This window comes from Agrobacterium sp. GW821-FHT14E08 (assembly GCF_058803865.1).
This window is the reverse complement of record NZ_JBXAPJ010000003.1, coordinates 430,882-453,463: the sequence shown is the minus strand read 5'-3', so window position 1 is coordinate 453,463 and position 22,582 is coordinate 430,882. Positions and strand designations below refer to the sequence as shown.

Annotated in this window: 18 protein-coding genes; 11 read left to right on the top strand and 7 right to left on the bottom strand. The window is 61.0% G+C overall.

What is annotated here, in order from left to right:
- Positions 1 to 147: 147 nt before the first annotated feature.
- Genes AC1ROR_RS14825 through AC1ROR_RS14805 form a run of 5 tightly spaced genes read right to left on the bottom strand, consistent with a single transcriptional unit; the run spans position 148 to position 5,998 of the window.
- Positions 148 to 1,395: a dihydrolipoamide acetyltransferase family protein gene (locus AC1ROR_RS14825; RefSeq protein ID WP_498589847.1), complete on the bottom strand. Its 1,248-nt coding sequence runs from the start codon at positions 1,393 to 1,395 to the stop codon at positions 148 to 150.
- Between the two features lie 2 nt (positions 1,396 to 1,397).
- Positions 1,398 to 2,411, bottom strand: coding sequence for an alpha-ketoacid dehydrogenase subunit beta (locus tag AC1ROR_RS14820; RefSeq protein ID WP_035221255.1), 1,014 nt, complete (start codon positions 2,409 to 2,411; stop codon positions 1,398 to 1,400).
- Position 2,412: 1 nt separating this feature from the next.
- Positions 2,413 to 3,651: a 3-methyl-2-oxobutanoate dehydrogenase (2-methylpropanoyl-transferring) subunit alpha gene (locus AC1ROR_RS14815; RefSeq protein WP_035221257.1), complete on the bottom strand. Its 1,239-nt coding sequence runs from the start codon at positions 3,649 to 3,651 to the stop codon at positions 2,413 to 2,415.
- A gap of 44 nt (positions 3,652 to 3,695) precedes the next feature.
- Positions 3,696 to 4,823: an acyl-CoA dehydrogenase family protein gene (locus AC1ROR_RS14810; protein ID WP_498589846.1), complete on the bottom strand. Its 1,128-nt coding sequence runs from the start codon at positions 4,821 to 4,823 to the stop codon at positions 3,696 to 3,698.
- An 11-nt stretch (positions 4,824 to 4,834) separates the two neighbouring features.
- Positions 4,835 to 5,998: an acetyl-CoA C-acyltransferase gene (locus AC1ROR_RS14805; protein WP_498589845.1), complete on the bottom strand. Its 1,164-nt coding sequence runs from the start codon at positions 5,996 to 5,998 to the stop codon at positions 4,835 to 4,837.
- A gap of 184 nt (positions 5,999 to 6,182) precedes the next feature.
- Between AC1ROR_RS14805 and AC1ROR_RS14800 the strand changes: the two genes are divergently transcribed.
- The 8 genes from AC1ROR_RS14800 to panB all read left to right on the top strand — a co-directional run bounded on the left by AC1ROR_RS14800 (position 6,183) and on the right by panB (position 15,047).
- On the top strand, positions 6,183 to 6,656 hold the full coding sequence (locus AC1ROR_RS14800) for an Lrp/AsnC family transcriptional regulator (RefSeq protein ID WP_003524741.1): 474 nt from the start codon (positions 6,183 to 6,185) through the stop codon (positions 6,654 to 6,656).
- Between the two features lie 81 nt (positions 6,657 to 6,737).
- Positions 6,738 to 7,910, top strand: a complete 1,173-nt coding sequence (locus tag AC1ROR_RS14795; protein ID WP_498589844.1) for an isovaleryl-CoA dehydrogenase — start codon at positions 6,738 to 6,740, stop codon at positions 7,908 to 7,910.
- A gap of 9 nt (positions 7,911 to 7,919) precedes the next feature.
- On the top strand, positions 7,920 to 9,521 hold the full coding sequence (locus tag AC1ROR_RS14790) for a carboxyl transferase domain-containing protein (protein WP_498589843.1): 1,602 nt from the start codon (positions 7,920 to 7,922) through the stop codon (positions 9,519 to 9,521).
- Between the two features lie 7 nt (positions 9,522 to 9,528).
- On the top strand, positions 9,529 to 11,520 hold the full coding sequence (locus AC1ROR_RS14785; protein WP_498589842.1) for an acetyl/propionyl/methylcrotonyl-CoA carboxylase subunit alpha: 1,992 nt from the start codon (positions 9,529 to 9,531) through the stop codon (positions 11,518 to 11,520).
- A 1-nt stretch (position 11,521) separates the two neighbouring features.
- Entirely contained in the window at positions 11,522 to 12,448 is a 927-nt protein-coding gene (locus AC1ROR_RS14780) for a hydroxymethylglutaryl-CoA lyase (RefSeq protein ID WP_498589841.1), read from the top strand.
- Entirely contained in the window at positions 12,438 to 13,214 is a 777-nt protein-coding gene (locus AC1ROR_RS14775; RefSeq protein ID WP_498589840.1) for an enoyl-CoA hydratase-related protein, read from the top strand. The genes AC1ROR_RS14780 and AC1ROR_RS14775 overlap by 11 nt, the downstream gene beginning before the upstream one ends.
- Before the next feature lie 118 nt (positions 13,215 to 13,332).
- On the top strand, positions 13,333 to 14,211 hold the full coding sequence (gene panC / locus AC1ROR_RS14770; protein WP_498589839.1) for a pantoate--beta-alanine ligase: 879 nt from the start codon (positions 13,333 to 13,335) through the stop codon (positions 14,209 to 14,211).
- Positions 14,208 to 15,047, top strand: coding sequence for a 3-methyl-2-oxobutanoate hydroxymethyltransferase (panB, locus tag AC1ROR_RS14765; RefSeq protein ID WP_498589838.1), 840 nt, complete (start codon positions 14,208 to 14,210; stop codon positions 15,045 to 15,047). Before panC ends, panB begins: the two co-directional genes overlap by 4 nt.
- 153 nt (positions 15,048 to 15,200) lie before the next feature.
- Here panB and rhaI read toward each other — a convergent pair whose 3' ends face one another.
- Positions 15,201 to 16,493 (bottom strand): L-rhamnose catabolism isomerase, encoded by a 1,293-nt coding sequence (gene rhaI / locus AC1ROR_RS14760; protein ID WP_498589837.1) that lies wholly within the window; start codon positions 16,491 to 16,493, stop codon positions 15,201 to 15,203.
- Between the two features lie 151 nt (positions 16,494 to 16,644).
- Positions 16,645 to 18,741: a bifunctional rhamnulose-1-phosphate aldolase/short-chain dehydrogenase gene (locus AC1ROR_RS14755; RefSeq protein WP_498589836.1), complete on the bottom strand. Its 2,097-nt coding sequence runs from the start codon at positions 18,739 to 18,741 to the stop codon at positions 16,645 to 16,647.
- A 200-nt stretch (positions 18,742 to 18,941) separates the two neighbouring features.
- Here AC1ROR_RS14755 and AC1ROR_RS14750 point away from each other — a divergent pair, with 200 nt between their 5' ends.
- From AC1ROR_RS14750 to AC1ROR_RS14740, 3 genes are all read left to right on the top strand, one after another.
- The gene (locus AC1ROR_RS14750; protein WP_035262536.1) at positions 18,942 to 19,772 is read left to right on the top strand and encodes a DeoR/GlpR family DNA-binding transcription regulator; all 831 of its coding nucleotides are present in this window, start codon (positions 18,942 to 18,944) and stop codon (positions 19,770 to 19,772) included.
- Between the two features lie 47 nt (positions 19,773 to 19,819).
- A complete protein-coding gene (rhaS, locus tag AC1ROR_RS14745; RefSeq protein WP_003522574.1) occupies positions 19,820 to 20,830 on the top strand; it encodes a rhamnose ABC transporter substrate-binding protein in 1,011 nt (336 codons plus the stop codon).
- 211 nt (positions 20,831 to 21,041) lie between these two features.
- A complete protein-coding gene (locus tag AC1ROR_RS14740; RefSeq protein ID WP_498589835.1) occupies positions 21,042 to 22,577 on the top strand; it encodes a sugar ABC transporter ATP-binding protein in 1,536 nt (511 codons plus the stop codon).
- Positions 22,578 to 22,582 lie beyond the last annotated feature (5 nt).

Genomic DNA, 22,582 nt, shown 5'->3' with positions numbered 1-22,582 from the left:
GTTCTTTCTCTTCTATACCCGAAGATCGCGAACGCAAGCCTATACTGACACCGAAACAGTTCCGTAAATGTCGAAAACGACCCATTAAAAAGCTATGCGGGGGCGCCCATTCCTGGGCTTGTCACAGGAATGGGCGCGTCGGGTGCTTTACTCTATGAAGATCAGAGCCGGCTTTTCCAGCAGCGCCTTGACGGCCTGGATGAAGACGGCGGCATCCCAGCCGTCGACAACCCGGTGATCGAAGCTGGAAGAAAGGTTCATCATCTTGCGCGGCACGAAACGGCTGCCATCCCAGACTGGCCGCGTCACGATCTTGTTGACACCGATGATCGCCACCTCGGGGTAATTGATGATCGGCGTCGAAACCACACCACCCAGGGCGCCGAGCGAGCTGATGGTGATAGTTGAGCCCGTCAGCTCGTCGCGCTGGGCAGTGCCGGCGCGGGCCGCCTCGGCAACGCGCGAGACTTCCTCTGCGCATTGCCAAAGGCCAAGCGTTTCCGTGTGGCGAACCACCGGCACCGTCAATCCCGATGGCGTCTGCGTGGCGATGCCGATGTGAACCGCTTCGTAATGGCTGACGACCCCTTTCTCGTCATCGAAGGTGGCATTCATGCCGGGATGATCCGCGACTGTTTTGACAAGCGCACGCATGAGGAAGGGCAGGATCGTCAGTTTCGGTTGTCCGGACCGGCGGCCGCCATTCATGGTGGCGCGCAGATCCTCCAGATCCGTCACGTCGATTTCCTCGACATAGGTGATGTGGGGAATGCGGGAGACGGAAAGCGCCATCTTCTCAGCGATCCTGCGCCTCAGCCCCGTCACCTTCACTTCCTCGACGGCGCTGTCGCGGGGCGCTATCGGCACCGCAGGCCGTTCAGCTTGCGACCGCGTGGTGAGATAGGCATCGAGATCGGCATGGGTGATATGCCCCTCCGGCCCTGTTCCCCGCACCTGTGCGAGATCGATATCGAGATCATCGGCGCGCTGGCGAACCGCGGGGGACGCCAGAGGCTTATGGTGTTCGACCTCGGGAGACGGCGGCGCATCATTGATCTCACGGGCCGGCTGGATTTCAGCCGCTGGCGGCTCTTCCGTCATGTCGGATGGCGCTTCCGGTTCCGGCGCGTCGCCGACCGGAGCGGCGGCAGCCGCTTCGGTTTCGATGCGCACAAGCGGCGCCTTTACCGCCACGGTATCACCCACTTCCGCCGCCAGCCATGTGACGATGCCTGCAACCGGCGAGGGGATTTCGACGGTCGCCTTGTCGGTCATCACCGCGGCCAGCACCATGTCCTCATGCACGGGATCGCCGGGCTTGATGTTCCATTCCACCAGTTCGGCTTCCGCCACACCTTCGCCGACATCGGGCATAGTGAGAACAAATTCCGCCATTTTCAGGCCTCCATGACTTCGACGAGGGCGCGCCCGACGCGGGCAGGACCCGGAAAATAGTCCCATTCCTGCGCATGGGGATAAGGCGTGTCCCAGCCGGCGACGCGGACGACCGGGGCCTCCAGGTGATAAAAGCAATGTTCCTGCACCAGCGACACAACTTCCGCGCCGAAGCCAGAGGTGAGCGTCGCCTCATGCACCATGACGCAGCGGCCGGTCTTGGAAACGGACTTCACGATAGTGTCGAGGTCGAGTGGCAGCAGGCTGCGAAGATCGATGATCTCGGCATCCACGCCGGTCTCTTCCGCCGCCGCCAGCGCCACATGCACCATGGTGCCGTAGGTGATGACGGTGACAGCATTTCCGGGCCGGCGGATTTCCGCCTTGCCGATAGGAATCGTATAGTGCCCTTCCGGCACCTCGCCCATGTCGTGTTTGGACCAGGGCGTGACGGGCCGGTCGTGATGGCCGTCGAAGGGGCCGTTATAAAGCCGCTTTGGCTCCAGAAACATCACCGGATCGGGATCTTCAATCGACGCGATCAACAGCCCCTTGGCGTCATATGGGTTGGAGGGGACCACAACCTTCAGCCCGCAGACATGGGTAAAAAGCGCCTCTGGGCTCTGGCTATGGGTCTGCCCGCCAAAAATGCCGCCGCCAGTGGGCATTCTGAGAACGATGGGGCAGGTAAAATCACCATTGGAGCGATAGCGAATGCGCGCCGCTTCCTGGGTAATCTGGTCGTAAGCGGGATACATGTAATCGGCGAACTGGATTTCGACGCAGGGGCGCAAGCCATAAGCGGCCATGCCGATGGCGGTGCCGACAATGCCGGATTCACTGATGGGCGCGTCGAAACAGCGGGTCTTGCCGTATTTTCCCTGCAGCCCCTGCGTGGCGCGGAAGACCCCACCGAAATAACCCACGTCCTCACCGAACACCACCACATCGTCGTTGCGCTCCATGGATACATCCATGGCGCTGCGGACGGCTTCGATCATCGTCATTCTGGTCATGTCAGTACCCGGCTTTCTGGCGTTGACGGACGAGATGCGGCGGCATCTCGGCATATACGCCCTCGAAAATATCCTTGGTCGGCGGCTTGCCGCCCGCATGCAGCGTGCCGTGGCTTTCCGCCTCGCGCTGCGCCTCGATCACCTCATCGGCGATTTCCGCTTCCGCCTGCCGGTGCCGCTCCTCCGACCAGAAACCGCGCAGAATGAGATGTTTCTTCAGCCTGAGAACCGGGTCGCCCAGCGGCCAGGCCTCGGATTCAGTCTTGGGACGATAGGCGCTCGGATCGTCGGAGGTGGAATGTGCGCCGACACGATAGGTCACATATTCAATCAGCGTCGGGCCGAGATTGCGGCGCGCGCGCTCCACCGCCCATCGCGCCACGGCATAGACGGCGAGATAATCATTGCCGTCGACCCGGAGCGCCGGAATACCGAAACCCAGCCCCCGCGCTGCAAAGGTGCCGGAACCGCCGCGCGCAATGCCCTGAAAAGTGGAAATGGCCCATTGGTTGTTGACGATGTTGAGGATCACCGGCGCCTTGTAGGTGGAGGCAAAGACCAGCGCGGAATGAAAATCCGATTCCGCCGTCGAGCCGTCGCCGATCCACGCGGCTGCGATTTTCGTATCGCCCTTGATGGCCGAGGCCATCGCCCAGCCAACCGCCTGCACATATTGCGTGGCAAGATTGCCGGACACGGTGAAGAAACCATGCTCCTTCGAGGAGTGGAGAACCGGCATTTGCCGCCCATGCAGCGGGTCCAGCTCGTTGGAATAGATCTGGTTCATCATGGTGACGAGCGGATAGTCGTCGGCGATCAGGAGACCCGCCTGCCGGTAAGTCGGGAAATTCATGTCGCCTTTGGAAAGCGCCTTGCGGAAGGCGCAGCTGACCGCCTCCTCGCCCAGATGCTGCATGTAAAAGGAAGTTTTGCCCTGCCGTTGCGCCATCAGCATACGGGCATCGAAAGCGCGAAGCCGCATCATGTTTCTAAGGCCCACCAGCAATTCCTCGTCCGAGAGCAGCCCTGCCCATGGCCCGACGGCCTCGCCCTGGTGGTTGAGGACGCGAATGATGGAATAGGCGAGATCGCGCATGCTTTCCGGCGCTGCATCCACCTCCGGGCGCGGCACGGAGCCGGCCTTGGGTATTTTCACATTGGAGAAATCCGGCTGGTCGCCGGGCCGCACCGCGGGCTCCGGCACATGCAGGCTGAGATGCGTGGTTTCGGTAATATCCATTCTACTCCTCCCATCGCCATCTCCTCCAGACGACGAAACAATTTTCAGAGGTTTCGCGCGATGACCATGCGCTGGACATCGCTGGTTCCCTCGTAAATCTGGCAGATGCGCACATCGCGATAGATCCGCTCCACCGGATAATCCGCCATGTAACCGTAACCGCCGTGAATCTGGATGGCGTCCGAGCAGACCCGCTCGGCCATTTCGGAGGCGAAGAGCTTCGCCATCGAGGCCTCCGAAAGACAGGGTTCACCCGCTTCCTTCAGCGCCGCCGCATGCAGCACCAGCTGCCGCGCCGCCTCAATGCGCGTCGCCATGTCCGCGAGACGAAACGCCACCGCCTGATGCTCGATGATTGCCTGTCCGAAGGCCTTGCGCTCGCGGGCATAATCCCGCGCCGCCTCAAAAGCCGCCTGCGCCATGCCGACGGCCTGCGCGGCAATGCCGATGCGTCCGCCTTCCAGATTGGCGAGCGCGATGCGATAACCCTGCCCCTCGTCGCCCAGCCGCAATTGCGCCGGGACCGCCATGTCGGTAAAGGCAATCTGGCAGGTATCCGAAGAGTGCAGCCCGAGTTTTTCCTCGACTCTGATCACCTCGTAACCCGGCGTATCGGTCGGCACGATGAAGGCCGTGATGCCCTTCTTGCCCGCCGCCGCATCGGTGACGGCAAAAACGATGACGACATCGCCATTTTTGCCTGATGTGATGAACTGTTTCGCACCATCCAGAATGTATCGGTCGCCGTCGCGCCGGGCGCGTGTTTTCAGATTAGAGGCGTCAGACCCGGCCTGCGGTTCGGTCAAGGCAAAGCCGCCAATCCACTCGCCGGAAGACAATTTCGGCAGGAAGCGCTGTTTCTGGTCTTCGGTCCCGAATTTCAGGATTGGCACGCAGCCGACCGAATTGTGAACGCTCATGATGGTGGAACAGGCCCCGTCACCGGCAGCGATTTCCTCCAACGCAAGGGCATAGGCGACGGCGCCGGTTTCCGACCCGCCATAGTCTTCTGAGACCAGCATGCCTAGGAAACCGAGCGCGCCCATCTCCTTCAGCTCGTCTTTCGGGAACCGGCTTTCCCGGTCGCGCGCGCTGGCACCAAGGGCAAGCCGCTCGCGGGCGAAATCGCGGGCCATGTCCCTGATCTGCTGCTGGGCGTCATTCAGGATCATCGCCGCCTCCCTTAATGTCGCTCTATGCCGAGCGCGGTTGCTTCACCGCCGCCGATGCACACGGCAGCAACGCCGCGTTTCAAACCATGGCGCTGCAAAGCGGCCAGCAAGGTGACGACGATCCTCGCGCCGGAAGCGCCAATCGGATGGCCGAGCGCGCAGGCGCCGCCATGCACATTCACCTTGTCATGCGGCAAATCGAGATCGCGCATCGCCGCCATCGCCACCACGGCAAAGGCCTCGTTGATTTCAAACAGATTGACATCCCGCGCCGTCCAGCCGGTTCTATCGAACAGCTTTTTCATCGCGCCGATGGGAGCCGTTGGATATCCGGCGGGCGCATCCGCATGGGAGGCCTGACCAATAATGGTCGCCAGCGGTGAAAGGCCCCGCCTTTCCGCTTCGGAGCGACGCATGAGAACAAGAGCGGCCGCACCATCGGAAATCGAACTGGAATTGGCCGCCGTCACCGTTCCGCCATCGCGGAAGGCGGGTTTCAGCTGCGGGATTTTTTCCGGCTTCGCCTTGCCCGGCTGCTCGTCCACGGCGACATCGCCGACAGGCGCTATTTCCGCTTCGAAAGCCCCCTCGGCGATGGCGCGACGAGCGCGCTCCAGCGAGCTCAGCGCATAGTCATCCTGCATGGCACGGGTGAATTGGTAGGCTTCAGCACAATCTTCCGCGAAAGTGCCCATCAGCCGGCCCTTGTCATAGGCATCCTCGAGGCCATCCAGAAACATGTGGTCGGTGAGTTTGCCGTGGCCTAGACGATAGCCGTTGCGGGCGCGATCCAGCAGATAGGGCGCATTGCTCATGCTTTCCATGCCGCCTGCAAGCACGATGGAAGAGCTTCCCGCCGCAATCTGGTCATGGCCCAGCATGATCGCTTTCATGCCCGAGCCGCACATCTTGTTGATGGTCGTCGCGCCAACCGAGTTGGGGATTCCGGCGGCAATGGCCGCCTGTCTGGCCGGAGCCTGCCCCTGTCCGGCCGTAAGCACACAGCCCATCAGCACATCGTCAATATCAGTGGGTGGAACCGCAGCCCGTTCGACGGCCGCGCGGATCGCCGCGGCCCCCAAGTCGGGCGCGGCCACCGATTTGAATTCGCCCTGGAACCCACCCATAGCAGTACGGGCGGCCCCGACGATCACGACAGGGTCATGCACAGCCAAATTCACCTCCCTTGGCCATTCTCCCGCTTTGAGAAAACGACCGTCATCGTGATCTCCTCCAGACCTCGACTGACGTGAACGCTATCACTATCTCGAATTCATTTCAAAGCTATTTTGATTGACAGTTTTTTGATTGACGATATCTTTGATCCAACAATTAGTCATATCATAGAGCAAATGATCCATGATTGAGCTCGACAGTTTCGACCGGAAGATTCTGCATGTGCTCGGCGATGACGGGCGGGTGAGCTGGCGTGACCTGGCAGCGCGGATAGGCCTTTCCTTCACGCCAACGCTGCGGCGCGTGCGCAAGCTGGAAGAGGAAGGCATCATTCGTGGTTATACCGCCGTGTTCGATGAGAACCGGCTGCTCGGCAATATGGGTGTCTTCATCTCCGTCACGCTGGAACGGCAGATCAAGGAAGCGCTGACGACCTTCGAACACCATGTCGCCTCCATTCCGGAAGTGGTGGGCGGTTATCAGACCAGCGGCAGTTCGGATTATCTGATCCACGCCATGGTGCGGGATCTGCCGCATTATCAGGAACTTCTGGATTTCCTGACCACGGTTCCCGGCGTGTCGCGCATCCAGTCCAATTTCGCCATCAAGACATTCGTGCGCCGTTCCGCCGCCTTCACCGGGGGTGACACGCCGTAAATCAAGGGTTGCCGGCGCGGAGGAGGTGCCGGCTACTGACAAAAGGGACGGCGGCAAAAGCCGTCCGGAGGAGGAGACGCGATGAGTTTGAACCTCGCCGCCATTTTCGATGCCGATCTCGGCCCGGAAATCGCAGCATTGCGCGACAGCGCAAGCGCATTCGCAGACGATAAAATCGCCCCTTTGGCGGCAGAGATCGACCGCGACGACCGTTTTCCACGCAAGCTCTGGCCGGAAATGGGTGAGCTCGGTCTGCACGGCATCACGGTTTCGGAAGAATTCGGCGGTGCCGACATGGGCTATCTCGCCCATTGCGTGGCGATGGAAGAGATAAGCCGGGCTTCCGCTTCCATCGGCCTCTCCTATGGCGCCCATTCCAACCTCTGCATCAACCAGATTCACCGCTGGGGAACGCAAGAGCAGAAGCACAGATATCTGCCGAAACTCGTCTCCGGCGAACATGTCGGTTCGCTCGCCATGAGCGAGACGGAGGCCGGTTCGGATGTCGTGTCGATGCGGCTGAAGGCGGAGCGCAGAGGCAACCGCTATATGCTGAACGGCGCGAAGATGTGGATCACCAATGGCCATGAGGCCGATACGCTGGTGGTCTATGCCAAGACGGATATGTCCGCCGGCCCGCGCGGCATTACCGCCTTCCTGATCGAAAAGGGCTTCAAGGGGTTTCGCCCGGCCCAGAAACTCGACAAGCTCGGCATGCGCGGCTCCCCCACCTCGGAACTGGTATTTACGGATTGCGAGGTGCCGGAAGAGAACATTCTCGGCCGCTTGAATGACGGCGTGACGGTGCTGATGAGCGGACTGGATTACGAGCGCGCCGTGCTGGCCGCCGGCCCGGTCGGCATCATGCAGGCGGCTATCGATCTGGTGCTGCCCTATGCCCGCGAGCGCAAGCAGTTCGGCAAGCCGATCGGCGAGTTCCAGCTGGTGCAGGGCAAACTTGCCGATATCTATTCGGCCATGAATGCATCGCGCGCCTATGTCTATGCCGTTGCCCGCGCTTGCGACAATGGCCGCATCACGAGGCAAGATGCAGCAGGCGCGATTCTCTTCGCCGCCGAACGGGCGACACAGGTGGCGCTGGATGCAATCCAGCTTCTCGGCGGTTCCGGTTATGTCAATGAAAGCCCGGCCGGACGGCTGCTGCGCGACGCCAAGCTCTATGAAATCGGCGCGGGCACCAGCGAAATCCGCCGGATGCTGATCGGCCGCGAACTGGTCAAGGGCAACGGGTGAGGACACGCGATGAAGCTTACATCCAGTCTGAACCGCGATCCAACCTTTGCCGCCAATGTCGATTTCATGTCGGGTCTGGTGGAGGACCTGCGGCAGCACGTCGAGAAAATCTCCAGAGGCGGCGGCGACAAGGCCCGCGAACGGCATCTTTCCCGCGGCAAATTGCTGGCGCGCGACCGGATCGAAGCCCTTCTCGACCCCGGCAGTCCATTCCTGGAATTCTCGCAATTCGCGGCTTACGAGGTCTATGACGAACCCGTTCCCGCCGCCGGCATCGTCACCGGCATCGGCCGGGTCTCTGGCCGCGAATGCGTCATCGTCGCCAATGATGCGACAGTGAAAGGCGGCACCTATTATCCGCTGACGGTGAAGAAACATCTGCGCGCTCAGGAGATCGCCACGGAGAACCGGCTGCCCTGCATCTATCTGGTGGATTCCGGCGGCGCGAACCTGCCCAATCAGGACGAGGTGTTTCCCGACCGCGATCATTTCGGCCGCATCTTCTACAATCAGGCGAATATGTCGGCGGAAGGCATCGCCCAGATTGCCGTGGTGATGGGCAGTTGCACGGCGGGCGGGGCCTATGTACCTGCCATGAGTGACCAGTCCGTGATCGTCAAAAATCAGGGCACGATCTTCCTCGGCGGCCCGCCGCTGGTGAAGGCCGCGACCGGCGAAGTGGTGAGCGCGGAAGAACTTGGCGGCGCCGATGTGCACTCCCGCCAATCCGGCGTTACCGATCATTACGCCAATAATGACCGCCACGCGCTGGCGCTGACCCGGCGGATCGTTTCCACCCTCAACCGCCGTAAACAGGTGGAGATGGATATTCGCGAGCCGACGGAGCCGCTTTATCCAGCCGAAGAGCTCTATGGCATCGTTCCCGCCGATACGAGAAAACCCTTCGAGGTGCGCGAGATCATCGCGCGTCTGGTGGACGGTTCCGAATTCGATGAATTCAAGGCGCTTTACGGCACCACCCTGGTCTGCGGTTTCGCCCATATCCATGGCTATCCCGTTGGTATCGTCGCCAATAACGGCATTCTTTTCTCGGAATCAGCGCTCAAAGGCGCACATTTCATCGAACTCTGCTGCCAGCGCGGTATTCCCCTCGTTTTCCTGCAAAACATCACCGGCTTCATGGTCGGCAAGGCCTATGAGGCTGGTGGTATCGCCAAGGATGGCGCAAAGCTCGTGACTGCGGTCGCTTCAGCCAAAGTGCCGAAATTCACCGTCATCATCGGCGGCTCCTTCGGGGCCGGCAATTACGGCATGTGCGGCCGGGCCTATTCACCACGCTTCCTGTGGATGTGGCCGAATGCCCGCATTTCCGTGATGGGCGGAGAACAGGCGGCTTCCGTTCTGGCGCAAATCCGCCGAGACGGCATCGAGGCCGATGGCCGCCACTGGTCGAAGGAAGGCGAAGAGGCGTTCAAACAGCCGATCCGGGAAAAATACGAGCGGGAGGGACATCCCTATTATGCCAGCGCCCGACTTTGGGACGATGGCATCATAGACCCGAAGGACACCCGCCTTGTACTAGGTCTTGGCCTGTCGGCCGCGCTGAACGCGCCGATTGAACCTACCCGTTTCGGCATATTCAGGATGTGAGGCGACAATGTTCTCGAAAATACTGATCGCCAACAGGGGCGAAATCGCCTGCCGCATCATCCGCACCGCCCGTAAGATGGGCATCCGCACCGTTGCGGTCTATTCCGATGCCGACCGCGACGCCATGCATGTGGCGCTGGCAGATGAGGCCATCGGCATCGGCCCCGCGCCTGCGCGTTCGTCCTATCTCGATGCGGGAAAAATCATTGCCGCGGCGCGCACAAGCAACGCGGAGGCCATTCATCCAGGTTACGGCTTTCTCTCCGAGAATGCCGGTTTTGCGGAAGACTGCGCCGCTGCCGGTCTCGTTTTCATCGGCCCAACGCCCGATGCCATCCGCGCCATGGGCGGAAAAAGCGAGGCGAAGGCACTGATGGCGAAGGCGGGCGTCCCCGTTGTTCCGGGCTATCATGGTGAGGATCAGGCCGATGCGCGGCTTGCCGAGGAGGCCCGCGGCATCGGTTATCCGGTGCTGATCAAGGCCTCGGCCGGCGGTGGCGGCAAAGGCATGCGCATCGTCCGCAAGAAACGCGAATTTGCAGCCGAACTTGCCGGCGCCAAGCGGGAAGCGCTTGCCGCTTTCGGCGACGACCGCATCCTGATCGAAAAATATCTGGAGCGGCCACGCCATGTGGAAGTGCAGGTTTTTGCCGATGGCCAGGGCCATTGTGTTTCGCTTTTCGAGCGCGACTGCTCGATCCAGCGCCGGCACCAGAAGGTCATAGAGGAAGCCCCTGCCCCCGGCCTGCCCGATGCACTTCGGCAGCGCATGTATGAAGCGGCGATCGCCGCCGCCCGCGCCATCGATTATCGCGGCGCGGGAACCGTGGAATTTCTGCTCGACCCTTCCGGCGACTTCTATTTCATGGAAATGAATACGAGGCTTCAGGTCGAACATCCGGTGACGGAATATATTACCGGTCTCGATCTGGTCGAATGGCAGATCCGCGTCGCCAATGGAGAGGCCCTGCCGGAAGACTGGGCCGGTCTCAGCATAAACGGCCACGCCATCGAGGCGCGGATTTACGCCGAAGACCCGGCGCATGATTTTCTGCCGTCGATCGGTACTGTCAGCCATCTCATCTTTCCCGATGAAGGGCCGCATCTCAGGATAGATAGCGGTATCCGCGCCGGCGACACCATTACCGTGCATTACGACCCGATGATCGCCAAGCTGATCGTCTGGGACCATGATCGCCCGTCGGTCGTGCGGCGTCTGCGGTTGGCGCTCGAAAAACTGGCGATCTTCGGCGTCACCAGCAATGCCGCCTTTCTGACGCGGCTTGCGGGATTGGCGGCCTTTGCGAACGCCGATCTCGACACCGGTTTCATCGCCCGTAACGAAGCGGCGCTGTTTGCTCCGGCAGCAACGGAGGGGAACGAGGTAGCCATGGCCGCGCTTGGACTGCTGCTTGCGCGGCAGAAAAACGGAAAGCCGGGTTCGCAGGCCGATCCCCATAGCCCGTGGAACATAACGGCCGCCTTCCGCCTCAACGCGCCGGCAAGGGAAACGCTGTATTTCGTGTTTGACAACCAGCCGCTTGGCGTCGGCGTCACGCATGAGGCGGATGGTTTTTCGCTGGAGATCGACGGACGGGCGATCAGCGCCCATGGCGGCCTCTCGGAGGACGGTAAATTCCGTGCGACCGTGGAAGGCAGGAAAAGGCAGGGCCGTTTCTTTGCGGAGGATGGCCGGTACGCGCTTTTTCTGGATGGCGAGCATTATCGCATCAGCCAGCCGGATCCCGTCGATAGTGCGGAGTCCACTACCCATACCGGCGGTCTCGAAGCACCCATGCCCGGCGTCATTCGCGCCCTGCTGAGCAGCAGCGGTGCTGCGGTGGAAGCCGGCGAAGCGCTTGTGGTGATGGAGGCGATGAAAATGGAACACACGATCCGTGCGCCGGCAAAAGGCACCGTCACGGCCATCAATTGCAACGAGGGCGATATGGTCGCGGCCGGTGCGGTGCTGGTGGATTTCGAGCCGGAGGCCGGTTGAGATGAGCTGGCCCCGAAGGGTAAAAATCGTCGAAGTGGGGGCACGTGACGGCTTGCAGAACGAAAGCGCCGAGGTTCCAGCCGCCATCAAGATCGAGTTGATCGAACGGCTGGCCGCAGCCGGATTGACGGCGGTGGAAGCGGGCGCTTTCGTCTCACCCAAAAAAGTGCCGCAAATGGCGGGTTCGAAAGAGGTGTTTCAAGGCCTCGAACGGCGACCCGGCACCGACTATCCGGCGCTCGTTCCCAATATGAAAGGTTTCGAGGCCGCCCTTGAAGCCGGCGCGACGGAAATCGCCGTTTTCGTCTCCGCATCCGAAGGGTTCAGCCAGCACAATATCGGCTGCTCGCGCGCCGAAAGCCTCGAGCGCCTGCGCGATGTCGCATCAGCCGCAGCCGGCCGGAACATCCTTATGCGCGGTTACGTCTCCTGCATAGCCGGCTGCCCCTATGACGGTACGGTTGCACCCAATGAGGTGGCGGCGATGGCCGATGCGCTCATCGCACTCGGCTGTTACGAAATTTCGCTCGGCGATACGATCGGCGTCGGCACGGCGGACCAGATTCGCAATCTCATCAAGCGGGTGTCTGCCCGCATCCCGCGTGAAAAACTCGCCATGCATTTCCACGACACCTATGGGCAGGGCGTCGCCAATGTTCTGGCCTCGCTGGATGAAGGTATCTCCGTCTTCGACAGTTCGGTGGCCGGGCTGGGCGGCTGCCCCTTCGCACCGGGGGCCAGCGGCAATGTCGCCACCGAAGATGTCGTTTACCTGCTGCACGGGCTTGGCATTAAAACTGGTATCGACCTGATGGCAGTGGCGAAAACCGGAGACTGGATCAGCCGGCATCTCGGCAGGGCGAATGCAGCCCGGGCCGGCAAAGCGCTGCTTGCTGCAAATATGGAAGGTGATACCCATGGCGGATGAATTGTTGAGCGAAAAGCGCAAGGACGTTCTGTGGCTGACGCTCAACCGGCCGGACGTCCACAACGCCATGAACGCCGCAATGACCGACGCCTTGACGGATGCGCTCCGCGCGGCCTCCGGCGATGGCAACCTTCGCGCCGTGGTGATAACGGCTGCGGGAGACCGCAGCTTCTGCTCCGGTGCTGACCTGAAGGAAAGTGCGGGCGGCATGTTCCTCTCCAGAGACGGAACGAACCCCATCGCCGATGTGATACGAGCCATCGAAATCTGCGACAAGATCGTGATTGCCCGCATCAATGGTCGGGTTCTGGCCGGTGGGCTCGGGCTCATCGCGGCCTGCGACCTTGCCTATGCCGCCGATCATGCCGAGTTCGGCCTACCGGAAGTGCGCGTCGGGCTTTTCCCGGCTATGGTGGCGGCGAAACTTCTCACCAGAATACCGCCGGGAAGGCTTCACGAAATGGCCTATCTCGGCCAACCGTTCATCGCCGCGGAAGCCGAGCGCATGGGCCTTGTCAACCGCACTGCGCCATCCGCTGCACTCGATGCCGTGATAGAGGAGGTTCTTGCCCGCTTGCGGCAAAACGCGCCGGGTGCAATCGCAGCTGGAAAGGCGGCATTACTGGCGATGCGCGACATGCCGAGCGGTGACCGGCTCGCTTTTGCCGAAAGCGTCATCGCCACAATCAGTACCGGTGAAGAGGCGCGCGAAGGAAGGAACGCCTTCGCTGAAAAGCGCCCGCCAATCTGGGTTGCTGGGCCTTGAACCGCCCCTCAAGGTGTTAATCGATATAATGCTCAAAGCCGCGTTGACCCCGTTCGGCAAATCGAGTTCTATCCAGCACCTTTCGCCGGACGGCGATCGGGGAGCCGGAGGAGAGCCCATGCGCCTTGTAAAAAACGTCGCCGAATTGCGCGGCCTGACCGCCACATTTCGCCGCGATGGAAAGACTGTCGGCTTCGTGCCGACCATGGGCTTTCTCCATATCGGCCATTTGACGCTCGTTGCCAAAGCGAAGGCTGAAAACGACGTGACAGTGGTGTCGATCTTCGTCAATCCGCTGCAGTTCGGGGCCAATGAAGATCTTGCCCGTTACCCCCGCGATCTCGCCCGCGACAGCGCGCTTCTGGAAGAGGCAGGTGTCGACATTCTTTTCGCGCCGGAGGTGACGGAAATGTATCCGCGCCCCATGCAGACCGTCGTGGATGTGCCGGAACTGGGCCGCGAGCTCGAAGGCGCGGTGCGTCCGGGGCATTTCGCCGGTGTTACGACGGTCGTGACCAAGCTTTTTAATCTCGTCCAGCCGGACGCCGCCTATTTCGGCGAGAAGGATTATCAGCAGGTAACGCTGATCCGCCGCATGGTCGAGGATCTTGCCCAGCCGGTCAGGGTCGTTCCCGTCGCCACCGTGCGTGAGCCGGATGGGCTGGCCTGCTCCTCGCGTAACGTCTATCTGAGCCACGCGGAACGCGCCGCCGCGGTGATCGTGCCGCAGGCACTCGATGAGGCGGAACGGCTTTATGGTGAAGGCTTCGACGACCCCGCCGCATTCGAGGCGGCCATAGAAAAATTCATCGCCGCCGAGCCGCTGGCCTCACCGGAAGTCGTTGCGGTGCGCGATCCCGATACGCTCGCCCCCGTTGCTTCATTGCAGGCGGGAACGGTGCTGGTGGCGCTGTTCGTCAGGCTTGGCAGCACGAGGCTCCTCGACAACCGCGTCATCGGGCGCGACAGGATCAATCAACGGGAGGCGGCCGAATGAGCGCCCATGGAAAACACAAGCGGCTGACGACGGCCTCCATCCGGCAGATGAAGGGCGAGGCGCGCATCGTCTGCCTCACCGCCTATACCACGCCGATTGCCCGTCTGCTCGATCCGCATTGCGATCTGCTCCTGGTCGGCGATTCCCTCGGCATGGTGCTTTACGGCATGGACACGACGGTCGGCGTCACGCTGGATATGATGATCGCCCACGGCCGCGCCGTCATGCGTGGCGTCGAACATGCCTGCGTCATCGTCGATCTTCCCTTCGGCACCTATCAGGAATCCAAGGAACAGGCGTTCCGCAATGCCGTGCGGCTGATGCAGGAAACCGGCTGCGACGGCGTGAAGCTGGAAGGCGGCGAGGAAATGGCCGAAACCATCGCCTTTCTGGTGGCACGCGGCATTCCGGTGTTCGGCCATGTCGGGCTCATGCCGCAGCTGGTGCACACCGCCGGCGGCTTCCGCTCGCTCGGACATTCGGATGCGGAAACGCAAAAAATCTGGCGTGACGCGATTGCGGTCGATCAGGCCGGCGCCTTCGCCATCGTCGTGGAAGGCACCGTCGAGCCGCTCGCCCGCGAACTGACCGAAAAACTCGCCGCACCCACGGTTGGCATCGGCGCATCGCCGGCCTGCGATGGGCAGGTGCTCGTTTCCGACGACATGCTCGGCCTTTTCACCGATTTCAAACCGAAATTCGTCAAGCGTTTCGCCGATCTTGGCCCGGTGGTCTCGGAAGCAGCGGCGGCCTATGCCGATGAGGTTCGCTCGGGGGCGTTTCCCGGGCCGGAGCATACGTTTCAGGTACGCCGGCAATCGCCTTCGGGGAAGTGACACTATTTCCGCCATGCCGGACTCGATCCGGCATCCAGACACGGCGCGACTGCGCCGTGAAAGACTCTTGCGCGATCAAGGACTTGATCGCACTGGACCCCGGATCAAGTCCGGGGTGACGGGTGTGGGGGACGTCCCCAAAAAACAACGCCCTTACACAATACCGCCGCTGCCGCCGATCGAAGCCGGCCGGTCCGCCGCGACACGCTTGCGATAGCCGCTCGCACGATAAGTCGCGACCGGATCGATCGCGCCGCCCGCCAATTGCCGCGCCTGGGCAAGAATCGGTTCGACATCGGTGCGATAGGCCCGCTTCAGCATATCGGAAGCCATCAGCGCATCATTGTCCTGCTGAAAGCCGTCGAGGGCCGCGCGATCCACCAGCAGCGCCTGCGCATAGGCGCGGCGGATTTCGTTGGCGCTGGAGATCAGGCTTTCGATCGGGTCCGTCACATTGTGCGACTGGTCGATCATATGGGCGGGATGGAAACCCTTCACGCCGCGATATTCGGCATCCACCAGCTCGTTGAAAACGAGGAACAGGCGGTATGGCTCGATTGAACCGGCATCCAGATCGTCATCGCCATATTTGCTGTCATTGAAGTGGAAACCGCCGAGCTTGCCGAACTGGATGAGCCGGGCGACGATCATCTCGATATTGGTGTTCGGCGCATGGTGGCCGAGATCGACGAGGCAGAAGGCCTTTTCGCCGAGCGTATTGGCGATGAGGTAATTGGTGCCCCAGTCCTGCACGACGGTCGAATAGAAGGCCGGCTCGTACATCTTGTGTTCGGAAAAAATGCGCCAGTCATCCGGCAGCGCCTTGTAGATATCGGCCATGGCGGCAAGATAACGCTCGAAACTTCTGGTGAAATTGCTCTGGCCGGGGAAGTTCGAACCATCGCCCACCCACACCGTCAGCGCCTTCGAGCCGATGGCATTGCCGATCTCAATGCACTCTATGTTGTGCTCGACCGCCTGTCGGCGCGTGGCGGCGTCCGTGTGGCTGAGCGAACCGTATTTGTAGGAATGGCTCTGGCCGGGCGCATCCGAAAACGTGTTGGAATTCATGGCGTCGAAGCCGAGACCCAGCGCATCGGCATGGGCCTTCAATTGCTTCGGCTCCTCCTTGTCCCACGGAATATGCAGGGAAACATTGGGCGTCGCCCGTGTCAGCTGGTTGATGACGGCGCAATCATCCAGCTTGTCGAAAATGCCGCGCGGCTCGCCCGTGCCGGGAAAACGGGCAAAGCGGGTGCCGCCGGTGCCAACACCCCAGGATGGTACTGCGACGAAAAATTCCGCGACCTTGGCCGTGACGGCCTCGATATCGATATTGCGCCGCGCAAGCTGGTTGCCCAGCGCCTGATAATCGTCCTTCAGCGCCGCGGCGCGTTTGTCGTTTTCGGCCGCGATCACATCGGCGGCGATTTTCGTCTCGGTCATCTTTTCCTCCCGGGTAATGAACACAACAGGTGCTTCGGCCCGCGACACCACCACCTCCGTCATTCCGGCCTTGAGCCGGAATGACGGAGGTGGGGCTTTCGCCACTTCTCAAAGCATCGTGTCTTTTTATATGTCGGTATCCACCGACACCCTACCGCGTAAAACTCTGCGCATTACCGGCATCGACATTGATGATGTTGCCGGTCGACTTGGCGGAGGCGTCGGACGCCAGGAAGTAGATCGCTTCGGCGATATCTTCCGGGAAGACATTGAGCTTCAGCATGGAGCGCTTGCGGTAATGTTCCTCCAGATCGGTCACTTCGATTTTGGATGAGGCCGCCCGCTGTTCGCGCCATTCACCAGTCCAGATTTTCGAACCGCGCAGCACGGCATCGGGATTGACGGTGTTGACGCGAATGCCCGCTTCCGCCCCTTCGAGCGCGAGGCAACGGGCCAGATGAATTTCCGCGGCCTTGGCCGTGCAATAGGCGGACGCATTGGGCGAGGAAGCGAGACCATTTTTCGAGGCGACGAACACCACGTTGCCGCCGAGATTCTGGCGCCGCAGCAGCCGGAAAGCTTCCCGCGAAACGAGGAAATAGCCGGTGGCGAGAATGTCGATATTCTTGTTCCACATGGCAAGCGTCGTGTCTTCCACCGGAGCGGAGGAAGCGATACCGGCATTGGAAACGAGGATATCCACGCCGCCGAATTCCACGCTTGCTTCCGCGAAGGCCGCAATGACGGCATCCTCTTTCGTGACATCCAGCTTGACGGTACGCACCGCGTCAGTGCTGTAACGGTTGACGAAATCGCCCTTGGCGGCTTCCAGCGCCGCTTCGTCAATATCCGCCAGAACCACGCAGGCGCCCTCGCCCGCCAGCCGTTCCGCCGTCGCCCGGCCGATACCGCCAGCACCGCCGGTGACGAAAGCCACCCGGCCGGCAAGGCTCTTCGGCTTCGGCATGCGCTGAAGCTTTGCCTCTTCCAGCAGCCAATATTCGATATCGAAGGCTTCCTGCTCGGGAAGGCCCTGATATTCGGAGACGGTGGACGCACCACGCATGACGTTGATGGCGTTGACGTAAAACTCACCGGCAATGCGGGCGGTGGCCTTGTCCTTCGCGAAGGACAACATGCCGACGCCGGGGATCAGGAAAATCACCGGGTTAGGGTCGCGTATATCAGGCGAATTATCGTGGCGGCAGGCTTCATAGTAGCGGGTATAATCGGCGCGGTAAGCCTCCAGCGCCTTGTCGAGACTTGCCGTCAGAGCGTCCACATCCGGCTTCGCCGTATCGAGATCGAGGATCAGCGGGCGGATTTTCGTCCGCAGGAAGTGATCCGGGCAGGATGTGCCGAGCGCGCCGAGCGGCTTCAGGTCATTCGAGTTGACGAATTCGAGAACCGCGTCCTGATCGTCGAAATGGCCAAGCTTGCGCTCCTCGCGGCCGATGCGGCCACGGATTTCCGGCATCAACCGGGCGGCAATGGCGCGGCGTTCGGCAAGCGGCAGGCTCTTCGCCACCGCGCCGCCAAAAATCGTCTTGCCTTCGGTCTTGGCTGCAAACCATTCGATCGCCTTGTTGATGATGGCGAGCGTCAGTTCGTAACACGTCTTGGCGTCATTATCCCAGGTGAAGAGGCCGTGACTTTCCAGCACGACGCCCTTGGCCTTCGGGTTGGCCTTGACGAAAGCTTCGAGATCGAGACCGAGCTGGAAACCGGGGCGACGCCAGGGCAGCCAGCCGATATCGTCACCGAATATCTGCTGCGTCAATTCTTTCGAATTCTTCGAGGCGGCGATGGCGATGATCGCGTCCGGATGCATATGGTCGACATGATCATAGGGCACGAAACCGTGCAGTGGCGTATCGATGGAAGCCGCGCGCGGATTGAGGTTGAAGGTGCAATGCGGCAGGAAGCCGACCATGCGGTCTTCATCCGCAACGCCCTTGTAAATGCCCTTCAGCGCTTCCAGCTTGTCGAGATAAAGCGTTGCAAAACCATCGAGCTTGATGGTGCCGACATCGCCGCCGGAGCCCTTCACCCACATGACGCGGACCTTCTCGCCCGTCAGCGGGTCGGCCTCAAGCACCTTTGCAGATGTGTTTCCGCCGCCATAATTGGTGATGCGCTTGTCGGCACCGAGCAGATTGGAGCGATAAAGCAGCTTGCCCGGCTCATCGAGCGTTCTGGCATAGGCATCGTCCCAACGGCTTTCGAGAAGGCGGGATTTTCCCGTCATGTCTTCCTCCCAATATCTGTCTGCATTCGCGGAGCCGATACCGGCCCGCCTCCTTTGATGGCAGATATCGCGCATCCAAAAGCATAATGTCAATCAAAAACGATCATAAATTTTCATGTTGCAGCGCGATATTGATTAATTTGATCGTTCTTGATTGACAACGTAAAGAGATTGCGAATAATCACAATCAGGAGGACCCCATGCACGAACGCGAACGCCATCGCATCATCTTGAGCGCCACGCAGGAAAAAGCTGTCGTGACGGTGCAGGATATTGCTGAACTGACGGATGCGTCAGAAGCGACGATCCGCCGGGATATCGCGTCCCTGCATGTTCAGGGCAAGTTGCGCCGCGTGCGCGGCGGGGCGGAAGCGGTGCATCCGCCACAGCTCGGCAATCTGGCCGCCCGGCCGTTCCGGGTGTCCGAATCGGTCAATATCGACAAGAAACGCGCAATTGCGCGCAAGGCGGTCGATCTCTGCCACGATGGCGACGCGATCATCCTGAATGGCGGCACGACGACATTTCAGATGGTGCATTACATGGCAGCGCGACGCCTGCAGGTCATGACCAATTCTTTCGCCATCGCCGAGCATCTGGTCAAGCATTCCAAATGCAATGTCAGCGTGCCGGGCGGCGCGATCTATCGTGATCAAAGCCTCATCCTGTCGCCTTTCGAGAATGATGCGATCCGCAATTTTTATGCGCGGCGGATTTTTCTCGGTGCGCAAGGCGTGGGCGCACTCGGCATCATGGAATCCGACGCACTGGTTATCCAGAGCGAGCAGAAGCTGATGCGGCAGGCGGAAGAGCTGATCGTGATGGTCGATTCTTCGAAATTCAGAAAGCGATCCAGCCTCATTTTATGCCCGCTCGAAAATGTCTCGACCATCATTACCGATGACGGGATTTCCGATGAGGCGGCAAGGATGGTGGAAGATGCCGGCGTCGAATTACTGGTCGTCGGCGCGGTGAGGGATGGCAAGACAGCCGCCCCACCGGATGAAGAGGATTCTTCTTCGGTCGCCTGAGGAGCACCGGAGGGAGGAAAAAGGTTCAAAACGGGAGGAAAAGGGACATGAAACTTACACGCAGAACATTGACGAGCGCTCTCGCGCTCAGCGCGGCGCTCTCCGTCGCAGGGCTGGGCGGCGTTGCCCAGGCCGCCGATGTGAAGATCGCACTGGTGGTCAAATCGCTCGGCAACGGCTTTTTCGAAGCCGCCAACAAGGGCGCGCAGGAAGCAGCAAAAGACCTCGGCGGCGTCGAGATCATCTATACCGGCCCGACCAGCACCACGGCGGAAGGCCAGATCGAAGTCATCAATTCGCTGATCGCGCAGGGCGTAGACGCCATCGCCATTTCCGCCAATGACCCCGACGCCGTGGTTCCCGCACTGAAAAAGGCGGCACAGCGCGGCATCAAGGTCATCTCCTGGGATTCGGGCGTCGCACCGGAAGGCCGCATTCTCCAGCTTAATCCCTCTTCCAACGCGCTGATCGGCAAGATGTGCCTGCAGCTTGCGGCATCGCATCTGGAAGGCGGCAAGGGCGATTTCGCCATTCTTTCGGCCACCACCACCTCCACGAACCAGAATATCTGGATCGATGAGATGAAGAAGCAGCTGAAGGATTTCCCCGGTCTCAACCTTGTCACCACGGTTTACGGCGACGATCTGGCCGACAAGAGCTACCGCGAAGCGCAGGGCCTGCTCTCCTCGCAGCCGAATGTGAAGGTTATCGTTGCGCCGACAACGGTTGGCGTTCTCGCCGCCTCGCAGGCCGTGAAGGACGCGGGCAAGATCGGTCAGGTCTATGTGACCGGTCTTGGCCTGCCGTCTGAAATGGCCGGCGCCATCAAGTCGGGCGCCACCAAGGAATTCGCCATCTGGAACCCGATCGACCTCGGCTACTCCGCCACCCAGATCGCCTATCGCCTGGTGAAGGGCGAAACCGATGGCAAGCCGGGCTCGGAAATCGAAGCCGGCCGCATGGGCAAGATCAAGGTTGGCGAAAACAGCGAAGCGGCGATGGCCGATCCGTTTGTTTATGATGCGAAGAATATCGATCAGTTCTCGAAGATTTTTTGATCTTGAGAAGTGACGGCAGTCTGCGGAGGGCACCCCCCTCTGCCCTGCCGGGCATCTCCCCCTCAAGGGGGGAGATCGATATGCCGCACCCGCTCGATCCATAAGGCAGGGTGCTATCCGCTTGCCGATCTCCCCCTTGAGGGGGAGATGCCCGGCAGGGCAGAGGGGGGTGCCCCTCGCCACTTCACTCAAAACAGACCGGTAAGACGGAATGATGCGTGCTGAAACCCAAACCATAGACATACCAGCGACTTCCAGCGCCACGCCCATTCTCGAAATGCGCGGCATCAGCCAGATATTCCCCGGCGTCAAAGCGCTGGATGGCGTCGATATCGCGCTTTATCCCGGCAAGGTCACCGCGCTGATCGGTGAAAACGGCGCGGGCAAATCCACGCTCGTCAAAATCCTCACCGGCATTTACCGCCCGAACGAGGGCGAAATCCTTCTCGATGGTCAGCCTGTCCATTTTCACAGCGCACAGGACGCCATCGATGCCGGCGTGACCGCCATTCATCAGGAAACCGTGCTGTTCGACGAGCTCTCCGTCGGCGAAAACATCTTCCTAGGCCATGCGCCAAAAGGCCGTTTCGGTCTGATCGACTGGAAGACCATCAACACGCGCGCCAGAACCCTGCTGGAACAACTGGAAAGCACCATCGATCCGACGATCCGGCTGAAGGACCTGTCCATTGCCCAGCGCCACCTCGTCGCCATCGCCCGCGCGCTGTCGGTCGAGGCGCGCATCGTCATCATGGACGAACCGACGGCTGCGCTTTCTCGCAAGGAGATCGACGATCTCTTTCGCATCGTCGAAAACCTGAAGCGGCAGGGCAAGGCGATCCTCTTCATCAGCCACAAGTTCGATGAAGTCTATGAGATCGCCGAGAACTACGCCGTGTTCCGCGACGGCAGGATGGTCGGTGCGGGCAATCTTGCGGCCACGCCGCAGGACGAGATTGTGCGGCTGATGGTCGGTCGCGACGTGACGAACGCCTTTCCCAAGCAGGCCGTCACACTTGGTCAGACGGTTCTTTCGGTCCGTGATTATTCGCATCAGACGGAATTCCGCGATATTTCGCTCGAACTGCGCAAGGGCGAGATTCTCGGCCTTTACGGGCTGATCGGCGCCGGTCGCTCCGAACTCTGCCAGTCGCTGTTCGGCATTACCCGGCCGGCTTCGGGACAGGTATCGCTGGAAGGCCAGCCGCTCACCATCCGCTCGCCGGAAGACGCGATCCGCGCCGGCATTGTTTATGTGCCAGAGGAGCGCGGTCGCCACGGGCTGGCGCTCGACATGCCGATCTACCAGAACATGTCGCTGCCATCGCTCACGCGCACCTCGCGCAAGGGGTTTCTGGCCGCTGCCAATGAATTCGCGCTGGCGCGCAAATATGCCTCGCGGCTCGATCTGCGCGCGGCCGCCCTTTCGGTGCCGGTTGGCACGCTTTCAGGCGGCAACCAGCAGAAGGTGGTGATCGGCAAGTGGCTCGCCACCCAGCCCAAGGTCATCATTCTCGATGAACCCACCAAGGGCATCGATATCGGCTCCAAGGCCGCCGTGCACGGTTTCATCAGCGAGCTTGCCGCCGAAGGGCTCTCCATCATCATGATTTCATCCGAACTTCCCGAAATCCTCGGCATGTCCGACCGCGCCATCGTCATGCGCGAAGGCCTGATGGCGGGCCAGTTCGAACGCGCCGATTTTTCTCCGGAAAAGCTGGTGCGCGCCGCCACCGGCAATGCCTGAGAGGG